At 73.2% G+C, this 12,973-nt stretch carries 12 protein-coding genes; 5 read left to right on the top strand and 7 right to left on the bottom strand.

All coding sequences use genetic code 11. The annotated features are described in order from the left end of the window. Nucleotides 1-42: 42 nt before the first annotated feature. Both BJY14_RS43200 and BJY14_RS43195 read left to right on the top strand, forming a co-directional pair. Nucleotides 43-1,350, top strand: a complete 1,308-nt coding sequence (locus BJY14_RS43200) for an isochorismate synthase (RefSeq protein WP_312879750.1) — start codon at nucleotides 43-45, stop codon at nucleotides 1,348-1,350. 42 nt (nucleotides 1,351-1,392) lie between these two features. Next, nucleotides 1,393-2,424 (top strand): helix-turn-helix transcriptional regulator, encoded by a 1,032-nt coding sequence (locus BJY14_RS43195; protein WP_179848887.1) that lies wholly within the window; start codon nucleotides 1,393-1,395, stop codon nucleotides 2,422-2,424. Nucleotides 2,425-2,449: 25 nt separating this feature from the next. Here the strand turns inward: BJY14_RS43195 and BJY14_RS43190 are convergent, their stop codons facing one another. The 3 genes from BJY14_RS43190 to BJY14_RS43180 form a co-directional block, all read right to left on the bottom strand. Then, on the bottom strand, nucleotides 2,450-3,625 hold the full coding sequence (locus tag BJY14_RS43190; RefSeq protein ID WP_179848886.1) for a serine hydrolase domain-containing protein: 1,176 nt from the start codon (nucleotides 3,623-3,625) through the stop codon (nucleotides 2,450-2,452). A gap of 75 nt (nucleotides 3,626-3,700) precedes the next feature. Then, complete coding sequence (locus tag BJY14_RS43185) at nucleotides 3,701-4,516, bottom strand: Fpg/Nei family DNA glycosylase (protein ID WP_179848885.1); 816 nt, start codon at nucleotides 4,514-4,516, stop codon at nucleotides 3,701-3,703. Nucleotides 4,517-4,536: 20 nt separating this feature from the next. After that, nucleotides 4,537-5,568 (bottom strand): fatty acid desaturase family protein, encoded by a 1,032-nt coding sequence (locus BJY14_RS43180; protein WP_179848884.1) that lies wholly within the window; start codon nucleotides 5,566-5,568, stop codon nucleotides 4,537-4,539. A 229-nt stretch (nucleotides 5,569-5,797) separates the two neighbouring features. Here BJY14_RS43180 and BJY14_RS43175 point away from each other — a divergent pair, with 229 nt between their 5' ends. Further along, nucleotides 5,798-6,586: a tyrosine-protein phosphatase gene (locus BJY14_RS43175; protein WP_179848883.1), complete on the top strand. Its 789-nt coding sequence runs from the start codon at nucleotides 5,798-5,800 to the stop codon at nucleotides 6,584-6,586. A 27-nt stretch (nucleotides 6,587-6,613) separates the two neighbouring features. On the opposite strand, the gene BJY14_RS43170 is transcribed toward BJY14_RS43175, so the two are convergent. Then, on the bottom strand, nucleotides 6,614-7,168 hold the full coding sequence (locus tag BJY14_RS43170) for a TetR/AcrR family transcriptional regulator (RefSeq protein WP_218905852.1): 555 nt from the start codon (nucleotides 7,166-7,168) through the stop codon (nucleotides 6,614-6,616). Between the two features lie 108 nt (nucleotides 7,169-7,276). On the opposite strand from BJY14_RS43170, the gene BJY14_RS43165 reads away from it, so the two are divergent. After that, nucleotides 7,277-7,825 (top strand): cupin domain-containing protein, encoded by a 549-nt coding sequence (locus BJY14_RS43165; RefSeq protein WP_179848881.1) that lies wholly within the window; start codon nucleotides 7,277-7,279, stop codon nucleotides 7,823-7,825. A gap of 247 nt (nucleotides 7,826-8,072) precedes the next feature. On the opposite strand, the gene menD is transcribed toward BJY14_RS43165, so the two are convergent. From menD to BJY14_RS43150, 3 genes are all read right to left on the bottom strand, one after another. Further along, the gene (menD, locus tag BJY14_RS43160; RefSeq protein WP_179848880.1) at nucleotides 8,073-9,740 is read right to left on the bottom strand and encodes a 2-succinyl-5-enolpyruvyl-6-hydroxy-3-cyclohexene-1-carboxylic-acid synthase; all 1,668 of its coding nucleotides are present in this window, start codon (nucleotides 9,738-9,740) and stop codon (nucleotides 8,073-8,075) included. Continuing rightward, complete coding sequence (locus BJY14_RS43155) at nucleotides 9,737-10,687, bottom strand: o-succinylbenzoate synthase (RefSeq protein ID WP_179848879.1); 951 nt, start codon at nucleotides 10,685-10,687, stop codon at nucleotides 9,737-9,739. Before BJY14_RS43155 ends, menD begins: the two co-directional genes overlap by 4 nt. Nucleotides 10,688-10,752: 65 nt before the next feature. Further along, nucleotides 10,753-11,652, bottom strand: coding sequence for a 1,4-dihydroxy-2-naphthoyl-CoA synthase (locus BJY14_RS43150; RefSeq protein ID WP_179848878.1), 900 nt, complete (start codon nucleotides 11,650-11,652; stop codon nucleotides 10,753-10,755). Between the two features lie 113 nt (nucleotides 11,653-11,765). On the opposite strand from BJY14_RS43150, the gene BJY14_RS43145 reads away from it, so the two are divergent. After that, nucleotides 11,766-12,929 (top strand): AMP-binding protein, encoded by a 1,164-nt coding sequence (locus BJY14_RS43145; protein ID WP_179848877.1) that lies wholly within the window; start codon nucleotides 11,766-11,768, stop codon nucleotides 12,927-12,929. Nucleotides 12,930-12,973 lie beyond the last annotated feature (44 nt).

Here is a 12,973-nt window from a genome sequence, read left to right as displayed (position 1 = left end):
CGCCCGTTTGAACAGGTTCAAATCTGGCGTACAGTGGCTCACGTGAAGCTCGCCGTGACAGCACCGGACCGACTCACCGTCCGCACCGCCCCGATCCCCGACCCGGGCGACCTCATCGCACGGCTTCCACACCCCTCCGCACTGGCCTGGATCCGCCACGGCGAAGGAATCGTCGGCTGGGGCGAAGCCGCCCGCCTCACCCTCCCCGGCGGCCACGACCGCTTCGACGCCGCCGCCCGCATGCTCCACGACCTGTTCGGCGCCGCCGCCGTCGACGACACCGTCAACGTCCCCGGCTCCGGACCCGTCGCCTTCGGCACCTTCGGCTTCGACCCCAAATCCCCCGACTCCACCCTCATCGTCCCCCGCCGCATCCTCGGCCGCCGCGACGGCCGCGCCTGGCTCACCACCATCGGCGACGACACCGACCCCCTCACCCTCGCCAACCCGCCCCAACCCCCCACCGGCCTGCGCTGGAGCGACGGCGCCCTCCCCGAACACGCCTGGAAGCACGCCGTCGCCACCGCCGTCGACCGCATCCGCCGCGGCCACCTCGCCCCCGGCACCGACCCCGCCGACACCACCGCACCACCCCCGCCGCGCCCCGCCGACAACACCGGCCACCTCGGCAAAGTCGTCCTCGCCCGCGACCTCACCGTCCGCGCCGACACCCCCATCGACGCCCGCGTCCTCCTCCAGCGCCTCGCCACCCGCTACCCCGGCTGCTACACCTTCTCCTGCGCCGGCATGGTCGGCGCCACCCCCGAACTCCTCATCCGCCGCACCGGCGGCGACATCGAATCCCTCGTCCTCGCCGGCACCACCGCCCGCGGCGACACCCCCGCCGACGACCAGGCCCGCGCCGCACGCCTCTTCACCTCCGCCAAGGACCGCGAAGAGCACCGCTACGCCGCCGAAATGGTCCGCGACGCCCTCACCCCCCTCTGCGCCCACCTCACCGTCCCCGACGAACCCGAACTGCTCACCCTCCCCAACGTCCTGCACCTCGCCTCCCCCCTGCGCGGACGCCTCGCCGCCGACCGCTCCGTCCTCGACGTCGTCGCCGCCCTGCACCCCACCCCCGCCGTCTGCGGCACCCCCACCGACACCGCCATGGACCTCATCCGCGAACTCGAGGGCATGGACCGCGGCCGCTACGCCGGCCCCGTCGGCTGGGTCGACGCCCGCGGCGACGGCGAATGGGGCATCGCCCTGCGCTGCGCCGAGATCGACGGCACCCGCGCCCGCCTGTTCGCCGGCTGCGGCATCGTCGCCGACTCCGACCCCGACGCCGAACTCGCCGAAGCCCGCACCAAGTTCCGCCCCATGCAGTACGCCCTGCACGGCTGACCCCCGCACCACCACCGCACCCCCTACCGGCACACTGGACCCATGCGCGCGAGCCGGCTGCTGTCCCTCCTCCTGCTCCTGCAGACCAGGGAACGCATGACCGCCCGGGAACTGGCCGCCGAACTCGAAGTCTCCGTCCGCACCGTCTACCGCGACGTCGACTCCCTCAGCGCCGTCGGCGTCCCCGTCTACGCCGACCGAGGCCCCGACGGCGGCTACCGCCTCGTGGGCGGCTACCGCACCCGCCTCACCGGCCTCACCGCCGCCGAAGCCGAATCCCTCACCCTGTCCGCCCTGCCCGGCCCCGCCTCCCAACTCGGCCTCGGCGACGTCCTCGCCGCCGAACTCAAACTCATGGCCGCCCTCCCACCCGACCTGCGCACCCGCGCCTCCCGCATCCGCGAACGCTTCCACCTCGACGCCCCCGGCTGGTTCCGCACCCCCGACGACGTCCCCCACCTGCACGCCATCGCCGACGCCGTCTGGAACCAGCACCGCATCGAAGTGCTCTACCGCCGCTGGCGCCGCCCCCAGCAGGTCACCCGCCACCTCGAACCCCTCGGCGTCGTCCTCAAGGCCGGCACCTGGTACCTCATCGCCCGCCCCGCACCCAGCGACCCGCCCCGCACCGGCACCGCCGAGACACCCGCCGACACCGCACCCGCCCCCCGCACCTACCGCGTCTCACGCGTCCTCACCCTGCGCGCCCTCCCCGGCCACTTCGACCGCCCCCACGGCTTCGACCTCGCCGCCTTCTGGGCCACCTACGCCGAACGCTTCGAAGCCGACGCCTACCGGGAACACGCCACCGTCAAACTCTCCCCCGACGGCCTCACCCGCACCCAGATCCTGCTCCCGCCCACCATGGCCCGCGCCGCCCTCGACACCGCCACCCCACCCGGCCCCGACGGCTGGGTCCACGCCACCCTCCCCATCGAATCCGTCCGCCACGCCCACGTCGAATTCCTCAAACTCGGCGCCGACGTCGAGGTCATCGACCCCCCGCACCTCCGCGACATGATCGCCGCCACCGCCCGCACCCTCGCCGCCCGCTACACCCCCGACGAGGACTGACGAGCACCCGCGGCCACAGCCCCGGTCACGCCGCACCCGCTCCCCCACCGCACAACGCGTGGTCGATCAGAGCACTCGCCGCGTCCTCCTGCTCCACGACGTGCTCCAGCGCGTCACCCCGCGCCTCCGACATCGAGACCACCGCGCTGCGCCTCCCGTCACCGGTGACCCCGTTCAGCGTGATGTAGCCGCCGTCCCCGCCCTCATGGCTCCAGTACGTCCCCCCGCAACTCAAAGGACGCTCGACCAGCCCCAGCCCGTACCGGCCCCCCGGCCACAGCCGCTGAACCTCCGCGCTCACCGGAACGGTCCGCTTCATCTCCGCCAACTGCCGCGCCGGCAGCAGACGGCCCGCCAGCAACGCACGGAACAACCGGTTCTCATCCCGCGTGGTCGTCACCCACGAAAGGTTCTCGTAATCCACCGTGACCTGATCAGTGACATCCACCCGCGAACCCGGACCGAAGAGCTGGTACGCCCTGGCATGCGGCCGCGGCAAAACCGGCGACGTCCCCAGCCACCGGGTCTGGTCCATCCCCGCCCGCCGCAGGACACGATCCCCGATCTCCCGGTGGGCGCGCCGCCCGGTCACCTTCTCGATGACCATGTCGAGCAGCACGTACCCGGTGTTGGAATACCCCCAGCCCTCCCCCGGCGGGAAATCCGGCGCATGAGCCATCGCACGAGCCACCAGCTCCTCGGGCTCGTAGACGTCGTAGCGCTGCTGGTAGTACTCCCCCGGCGTCGTGTACCCGGGCAGATCGTCGTGGATACCGCTGGTGTGCTGGAGCAGCTGGCGGATCGTGATTCGGCGGCCGTCGTTGCCGTTCCCCCGCACCACCCCCGGCAGCCAGCGGTCGACGCTGTCGTCCAGAGAGACCCTGCCCTCGGCCTCCAACTGCAGGACCACGACCGCCACCAGCGTCTTGGACGTACTCGCCATACGGAAGTAGCCGCCAGAAGAAACCGGGCGCCCCGTCCGCAGATCAGCGGTCCCGCTCACGGCGACCGACTCCCGCCCGTCAGCCCCGACCACCCGGGCCTGAACACCACTCACGCCCAGAGCGCGAATCGCCTCGGTGTCTTGGCGCAACCGCTCCACAGGACCAGCAGGACGCGCCACCGCCGGAGCCGCATCGGCGACGAGCAACGCGGCGACACCCAGCGCCACACCGAGGCGCTTTCGCAGAATCGAAGTCATGACCGAACGCTAGAACCGCCACCCGACCACCCACGATCAGGCACACCCCAAGATCAATAGTGGGGCTGTCCCCCCTCACACGGCCGGCGGCTGGCACCCCGGACACCAGAACAGATTCCGCGACGCCACCTCCACCGTCGCCACCTCCGTCCCGCACACCAGGCACGGCAGCCCCGCCCGCCGGTACACGTACACCTCACCGCCATGACCGTCCACCCGCGGCGCACGCCCCATCGCCTCCGGCATATGCTCCGGCCGCACCGTGTCGATCCGCCCCGCACGCACCCCCGCCGCCATCAACTCCACCAGGTCGTCCCACAACGCCGCCCACCGCCGCGCACCCAGCCGCCGCCCCGGCAGACGCGGATCGATCCCCTGCCGGAACAGCACCTCCGCCCGGTAGATGTTCCCCGGCCCCGCCACCACCGACTGATCCATCAGCAGCACCGCGATCGGCGTCCGCGACCGGCCGACCCGCCACCACGCCACCTCCGGATCGGCGTCCCCGCGCAACGGATCGGGCCCCAGCCGATCACGCAGCAGCTTCACCTCCCCCGGCTCCAGTAGCTCGCAGGTATTAGGCCCCCGCAGATCCCCGTACCACCCGCCGCCCTCCAGCCGCAGCCGCACCACCCCGACCGGAGCCGACGCCGGCCCCTCCCCGAACGCGTACTTGCCGTAGATCCCCAGATGCACATGCAGCGTCCGGTCATCGTCGAACCCCAGCAGCAGATGCTTGCCATGCGCGTCCGCCTCCGACAGCACCCGCCCGTCCAGCCACCGCGCCCCCTCGGCGAACCGCCCCTGCGGACTCGACGCGGCAACGGCGAGACCGCCGAACATCCGCAGATGCTCGGCGGCCAGACGGTGAATCGTGTGTCCCTCGGGCATGGCCCGGAGCATAGCCCGCCCTAACGCAGCGGCTCCCCGACCTCCCGCATGTGCCCCAGCGCCAACCGGTACGACTCCACCAGCCCCGTCTCCGCGTACGGCAATCCCACCGCCGCGCAGTGCTCACGCACCAGCGGACGCAGCCGCCGCAGGCTGCACCGCGGAACACCCGGGAACAGGTGATGCTCGATCTGGTAGTTCAGGCCACCCATCAGCCAGTCCGTCACCACACCGCCCCGCACGTTCCGCGACGTCAGCACCTGCCGCCGCAGGTGCCCCCACCGCTCCCCCGGCTCCGGCATCGCCATCCCCTTGTGGTTCGGCGCGAACACCGCACCCAGGTGCACCCCGAACACCGCGTGCTGAACCGCGATCAGCGCCAGCGCCTGCCCCACCGGAAGCAACGCGAACACCAGCGCCAGATACCCCACCGCGTGGACCAGCAGCAGCCCACCCTCCAGAACCTGGTCCCGCCGCGAACGCCCCCGCAGGAACAGCAGGCTCCCCACCTTCAGATTCACGCCCTCCAGCGTCAGCAGCGGAAAGAACAACGCCGCCTGGTGCCGCGCCACCCACCGCAGCGCGCCCCGCTTCCCCTCGGCCTGCTCCTGCGTCCACGCCAGGACGCCCTCACCCACATCGGGGTCCTTGCCGACATGGTTCGGATTAGCGTGATGCCGGTTGTGCTTGTCGTTCCACCACCCGTGCCCCATCCCCAGAAGCAGATTCCCCAGCAGCAACCCCAGCCACCGGTTCCCCCGCGCACTCCGCGCGATCTGCCGGTGCCCCGCGTCATGCCCCAGGAACGCCGTACGCGCCGACAGCACCGCCAGCGGGATCCCCAGCAGGACCGTCCACCAGCTGTCCCCCGCCCACGCGACCGCGGCCCACAGCGCCGCCGTCGCCGCCAGGTTCAACCCGATCACCCGCGCGTAGTAGCCGCGCCGCCGATCCAGCAGCCCGCTGCCGCGGACGCGCCGCGCCAGCGGCGCGAAATCACTGCCGACCGACCGTTCGGACGGCCGGGACGGAGCGGACACGGTCGCGAGCATGGAGACTCCATTCAGCAGGGGGCGGAACTTCGCGCGGAACGCACGGAAGAAGGCACCTCGAAAGCTACGGACGGTGAGGCCTCCGGGTCACCCCGCTGTGGAGCCATTCACCGTCTGGCTCCCAGGTCCCGGTACGACCCGCCCCTGTCATCCGACAAGTCGATCACCCGTGGCACACCGGGCCCCTGCGCCAAAGTCCGGACAGGGCAGCCATATAGGGTCACAAGTCATGGACGATGACTCTCGGTGGATCGAACTGGACGGTGCCGTCAATGCCCGCGACCTCGGTGGCCTCCCCACGGCCGACGGTCGCGCCACACGGCTCGGGCGCGTCCTGCGCTCCGACAACCTCCAGGACCTCTCGGTCACCGACGTCCGGATCCTCCTCGACGACTACGCCCTCAAGAACGTCATCGACCTGCGCAGCGACGCCGAAGTACGCCTGGAGGGCCCCGGCCCCCTCACCCGCGTGCCGTCGGTCACGATCCACCAGCTCTCGCTGTTCGCCGAGGGCGGCCGCCACACCGACGTCGCCGCCGACGTCGCCAAGGCCCTGCCCTGGCAGGAACGCCCGTCCGACGGCCCCGAGCAGGACCGCTCGACCGGCCACTACCTCGCCTACCTCGCCGACCGCGGCGACTCCGTCGTCGCCGCCCTGCGCGTCATGACCCGCACCGACGGGGCCGCGCTGGTCCACTGCGCCGCCGGCAAGGACCGCACCGGAGTCGTCTGCGCCCTCGCCCTCGACGTCGCCGGCGTCACCCGCGAGGCGATCGTCGCCGACTACGCCCAGACCGGCGAACGCCTCGAAGCCGTCCTGGGCCGGCTCCGCGCCAGCGAGACCTACGCCGCCGACCTCGACTCCCGCCCGGCCGACACCCACCAGCCCCACGCGGCCATCATGGAGAAGTTCCTCGCCCGCATCGACGAGGAGCACGGCGGCACCATCGGGTGGCTCTCCGGACACGGCTGGACCACCGAAGACACCGACACCCTCCGCGAGCGCCTCCTCGGCTGACCCGGAGACCCCCGGCGGGCACCGCCGTCAGGGAAGGAAGACGGCGACCGCCTCGTCGGCGAGCACGGCGGAACGGGGAGCGTCCGGATCGGTCTGCGCCAGATGCTGCAGCCCGAGGATGGCCCCATAGGCGACCCGCGCCCGCGACGCCGCCCGGTCCGGCGGCAGGCCGAGCTCGCGGTACGTACGGGCCAGGAGCTCCAACCGGGCCTGGTCCACCCGGCGAACCGCGTCCCTGACCCGGGGGTCGTTGCGATCACCCAGCAGGCTCAGATGCACCGACGGAGCCAGCGGCTGGACGGCCTGCACGACGACGGTGAGCAGCTCACGCAGCCGCCGCGCCGGATCGGTGATCGCCGCGAACTCGGCGAGCCCGTCCGCACCGTGGCCGCGCGACCACTCCGTGAGCGCAGCCGCGATCAGCTCGTCCCGGTTCCGGTAGTGCGCGTAGAAACTGCCCTTGGTCACGCCGAGCGTGCGCGCCAGCGGCTCGACCGCGACCGCGGCCAGCCCGCCGTCCGCGATCGCCTTCAGCGCGGCTCGCGCCCAGTCCTGGGCGGAAAGCCGGGTCGACTCGTTCACCACGGGACACAGGATACGCCAGCGTATTGACCGGCCCGGGAACGGAGGATACGGTGGCGTATTGATACGCAGCAGTATCCATACGCCACCGTACTAAGGAATGATCGAATGGAGTACACGACCGTCCGCCGAGTGGTCACCGGGCACGACGCGCAGGGCAGGGCCCGCGTGGTCGACGATCGCGACGTCGAGCCCATCACCTCGGAACTGATGCCGGGATGCGCGTTCTTCCGGCTGTGGGGCCGGGACGAGCGGCCCGCGTTCCCCGACGACGGCTCACCGCGTCCCGCCGAGTCGTGGTACCCGCCCCGCGACGGCTCACGCTTCATGATCAACACGGTGCCGCCGGGCGAGCCGATCCCGCCCGCGGACCTCGACACGGCCGCGGCGCTGGAAGAACTGGAACGGCGGATGCCGGGCGCGATGGCCGCGAACGAACCCGGCGCGCCGGGGATGCACACCACCGACAGCATCGACTACGTCCTGGTCGTCTCGGGCGAGGCCACACTGGAACTCGACGACGGCGAGCGGACGGTCCTTCGGGCCGGCGACGTGCTCGTCCAGAACGGCACCCGGCACGCCTGGTACAACCGCGGAACCGAACCCTGCACGATCGTCGGCGTCGCTATCGGCGCCGACCGCACTCGGCCGACATAGAGGGCGCCGGGCGGGCCCTACGGTCCGCGCCGTCACCCCTCCCCGACGAGGCCCACGAACCGCAGGTCGGCGAGTCGGTCTCGTCCAGAAGAACTCAACGGCCGATGTGCGTGCGATGGTGCGATCGCTGGTTTTTGTGGTTGTTCTGGATCATTAGGGTGATGCTCTCAGCCCGACGCCTTTACATTGTAATTTGAGGGTTGAAGTACTGGTCGGAGGCGTCGGCCCTTCGTGCGGTGATCTCCGCTCAGGCGAGCAGGTCGCGGACGGCGGCCTGGGCGGCCTGGCGCAGCTCGGCGTGCAGGGCCGCGTTCGCTTCCCTGTCGGTGCGGGCCTCGATGATCCGCAACCCCTCCCCCGCCAGCGCCTTCGGCAGGTCCGCCGCCGCGGTGAGCCGCCGGTACGGGACGCCGTGCGCGCCGGCGACCGCCTCCAGATCCACCTGGTGCGGGGTGCCGAAGACCCGCTCGAACGGGCCGCGCAGCGCCGCCTGCGGCAGCAGCGAGAAGATCCCGCCGCCCTGGTTGTTGACCACGACGATCGCCAGATCGGGGCGGCGCTCCCGCGGACCCATGATCAGGCCGTTCTGGTCGTGCAGGAACGCCAGATCGCCGAGCAGGGCGTAGGAGCGGCCGCTGTGCACCAGCGCCGCGCCCATCGCCGTCGACACCAGCCCGTCGATGCCGCTGGCGCCCCGGTTGGCCATGATCCGGATACCGCGGCGCGGCCGCATCACCTGGTCCAGGTCGCGGATCGGCATGCTCGCCGCCGTGAACAGCAGCGACCCGCCCGGCAGTGCCGCGACCATGTCGCGGGCCAGCCGCGGCTCGCTCACCTCCGGGACCGCGTCCAGGACGGCGTCCACCGCCGCGGCCGCGGCCGCGTCGGCGGCCCGCCACGACTTCAGCCACGCGTCGTCGCCCGACACCACGGGGATCTCGACCTCGGGCGCCACCTGCGTCGCCGACCGGACCGGATCGGGCCAGTGCGCCAGGTCCGGCGCCAGCACGATGTGCTCCTCCGCGCGGCGCAGCAGCGACAACAGCGGACGCGACAGGCCCGGCTTGCCCAGCGTCACCACCACCTCGGGGCGGTGCCGCTCCACGAACTCCTGCACGCCCAGCAGGAAGTGATGCGACGACAGCGCGTGATCGCCGTAGCGGGCGTTGCCGTTCGGCTCGGCCAGCACGGGCCAGCCGGCCATCGACGCCGCCGCCACGTACCGCTTGACGTTCACCGCGCCGTCCCCGACCACCAGGACGCCGCGCCGCGTCGGCGGAACGTGCAGCACCGACCCCGGGGTCGCCGGACGCACCTTCGTCCACGCGCCGGTCGCGTCCCCGTCCAGCGGCTCGCACCACGTCTCGTCGCCGTCGGGGATCAGCGGCTCGCGGAACGCCGCGTTCATGTGCACCGGCCCGGGGACGGGCGCCTGCGCCAGCCCCCACGCGCGGCTCACCAGCGACCGCCAGTACGCCACCATGCCCGGACGGTTCTCCGGGACGCCGATCTCGGTGCTCCACCGCACCGCCGTCCCGTACAGCTTCACCTGGTCGATCGTCTGGTTCGCGCCCGTGTCGCGCAGCTCCGGCGGCCGGTCCGCCGTGATCACGATGAGCGGGACGCCCGACTCGTGCGCCTCCACCACCGCCGGATGGAAGTTCGCCGCGGCCGTGCCCGACGTGCACACCAGCGCGACCGGGCGCCCCGACCGCTTCGCCATGCCCAGCCCGAGGAACGACGCCGACCGCTCGTCGATCCGCACGTGCAGCCGGAGGCGGCCCGCCTCCTCGGCCGCGTGCAGCGCCAGCGCCAGCGGCGCCGACCGCGACCCCGGCGCCAGCACCACGTCGGTCATCCCGCAGCGCTGCAGCTCGTCGACCAGGACGCTCGCCAGCGCGGTCGCCGGGTTCACGGAGCCACCTCGACCACCGCGGGGCCGGCCAGATGGCCCTGGGCGGCCAGCGCCCGGCTCCGCCAGGACGCGCCGGGCGCCTCCCAGCGGCGCAGCGCCTCCTCGTCCACCTCCGGCCGGCGCACTTCGAGCTCCCCCGCCACCGGACGCAGCGGGTCGCGCACGACATCGCCCTCCAGCAGCGACAGCGTCCCCAGCCCGCAGGCGTACCGCAGCTCCGGCAGCGCGGCGGCCAGCGCCACCCCCGCCGCCAGCCCCACCGACGTCTCCACCGCGCTCGACACCACCACCGGCAGCCCGCACGCCTCCGCGACCCGCAGCGACGCCGCGACCCCGCCGAGCGGCTGCACCTTCAGCACCGCCACGTCGGCGGCGCCCGCCGCGCGCACCTTCAGCGGGTCCTCGGCGCGGCGGATCGACTCGTCCGCCGCGATCGGCACGTCCACGCGCCGCCGCACCGCCGCCAGCTCCTCCAGCGTCGCGCAGGGCTGCTCGGCGTACTCCAGCTCCCACCGGTCCAGCGACCGGATCATCCGGGCGGCGCGGTCGACGTCCCAGCCGCCGTTCGCGTCGATCCGGACCCTGCCCTCCGGGCCGATCGCCGCGCGGACCGCCTCCACCCGGGCCAGATCGTCGGCGTCGGTCTGACCGCGCTCGGCGACCTTCACCTTCGCGGTCCGGCAGCCGGACTCGCGGGTCATCTCGAAGGCCCGCTCCGGACCGACCGCCGGGATCGTCGCGTTCACCGGGATCCGGTCGCGGACGGGCTCGGGCCAGCCGTCCCGCGCGGCCTCGCGGGCCGCGGCCAGCCAGCGGGCGCACTCGGCCGGACCGTACTCGGCGAACGGCGAGAACTCCCCCCAGCCGGCGGGGCCCCGCACGAGGGCGCCCTCCCGCCGCGTCACGCCGCGGAACCGCGTCCGCATCGGGATGGAGTACACCCGCACCCGCCGACCCCCTGACCTGACCGTCTAATCACGGCATATCCGGATCACACCGTGCACTAGAACACCTAGTAGTACCACGGGTAAGGCGCCCAATTGGGTGCGCGCTTCTCCAGGAAGGAGTCCCGCCCCTCGGCGGCTTCGTCGGTGCCGTAGGCCAGGCGCGTCGCCTCCCCGGCGAACACCTGCTGCCCCACCAGACCGTCGTCGACGAGGTTGAAGGCGAACTTCAGCATCCGCTGCGCCGTCGGGCTCTTGCCGTTGATCTTCCGGGCCCACTCCAGCGCCGTCGTCTCCAGCTCGGCGTGCGGGACTACGGCGTTCACCATGCCCATGCGGTGCGCGGCCTCGGCGTCGTACTCGTCGCCCAGGAAGAAGATCTCCCGGGCGAACTTCTGCCCCACCTGCCGCGCCAGGTACGCCGACCCGAAGCCGCCGTCGAAGCTCGCCACGTCCGCGTCCGTCTGCTTGAACCGCGCGTGCTCCCGGCTGGCGAGGGTGAGGTCGCACACCACGTGCAGGCTGTGCCCGCCCCCGGCCGCCCAGCCCGGCACCACGCAGATGACGACCTTGCCCATGAAGCGGATCAGCCGCTGCACCTCCAGGATGTGCAGCCGGCCCGCCCGCGCCGGGTCGATCGTGTCCGAGGTCTCGCCCTCGGCGTACCGGTAGCCGTCACGGCCGCGGATCCGCTGGTCCCCGCCCGAGCAGAACGCCCAGCCGCCGTCCCTGCTCGACGGCCCGTTGCCGGTGAGCAGCACGCAGCCGATGTCGCTGGACATCCGCGCGTGGTCCAGCGCACGGTACAGCTCGTCCACGGTGTGGGGACGGAACGCGTTGCGCACCTCCGGGCGGTTGAACGCCACCCGCACCGTCCCGTGGTCGACGGCCCGGTGGTAGGTGATGTCGGTGAAGCCGAACCCCTCGACCTCTTTCCAGGCGTCCGCGTCGAACAGCTCCGAGACCATGTCTTCCTCTCCGTGGGGCGACCGCGCCGCGGCCGGGGGCGCGGCGCTCGGGCACCATTCAACCGGCCCCGCGTTTGAACGCGTTCAGCGGGGTCGTCTACGCTGATGAGATCATGGATCGCCCGCTGCACGCCGTCGTCCTGCCGCCCGGCCCCCGCCTGCTGGAGGCCCTGGCCGGCGCCCTCGACGGCGGCCCCGCGATCTGCCCCCTGCCCCCCGACCTGCCCGAGGCCGCGCTGCGCGGCCTCCTGGACGCCCTGGCGCCGGACGCGGTCGAGACGGCCGGCGGCATCGCCCCGCACTCCCCCGGCGGCGGGCACGCACCCGCCGACGCCGACGCGGCGGTGCTCATCGCCACGTCCGGCTCCACCGGCGCCCCCAAGTTCGTCGAGCTGACGGCCGGCGCGCTGCGCCACTCCGCCGCCGGCACCCTCGCCCGCATCGAGGCCGGGCCCGGCGACCGCTGGCTGTGCTGCCTGCCCACCAGCCACATCTCCGGCGTCCAGGTCCTCGTCCGCTCCCTCGTCGCCGGAACCGACCCCGTCATCGCCCCCCGCTTCGACGCCGCCGCCGTCGCGGCCGCCGAGGGGTTCCACGTCTCGCTCGTCCCCACGCAGCTGCGCCGGCTGCTCGACGCCGACGCCGACCTGGCGCGGCTCGGCGCCATCGTCCTCGGCGGCGCCGCCGCCCCGCCCGGCCTGCTGGCCGAGGCGCGCGGGCGCGGCGCCCGCGTGTTCACCACCTACGGGATGAGCGAGACCTGCGGCGGCTGCGTCTACGACGGCACGCCGCTGGACGGCATGCGCGTCGCGGTCGGGGAGGACGGCCGGATCCGCCTCGCCGGCCCCTCGCTGTTCACCGGCTACCGCCTGCGGCCCGAGCTGACCGCCGGGGTCCGCGACGGCGACTGGTTCCTCACCCAGGACCTCGGCGCGGTCGAGGACGGCCGGCTCCGCGTCCGCGGCCGCCTCGACGACGTGATCAACACCGGTGGGGAGAAGGTCGTCGCGGGCGAGATCGCCACCGTGCTGTCGCGGCACCCGAAGGTCCGCGACGTGGTCGTGGTCGGCCGCCCCGACCCCGAGTGGGGCGAGCGGGTCACCGCCGTCGTCGTCCCCGCCGCGTCCGGCCTGCCGGAGCTGACCGAGCTGCGCGCGTTCGTCCGCGAGACGATGCCCCCGCACGCGGCGCCCCGCGAGCTGGAACTGGTGGAGGCGATCCCGCTGCTGGCGTCCGGGAAGCCCGACCGGGCCCGGCTCCGCGCTCGCGCGCACTGACGCCGGAGCATCGCGGGCGCGGCCGTACCGCGCATGGCTCGGTC

This window comes from Actinomadura luteofluorescens (assembly GCF_013409365.1).
GTDB classification, from domain to species: domain Bacteria; phylum Actinomycetota; class Actinomycetes; order Streptosporangiales; family Streptosporangiaceae; genus Spirillospora; species Spirillospora luteofluorescens.
Note: the sequence above shows the minus strand (reverse complement) of the source record. Positions and strands in the feature narration are given on the sequence as shown.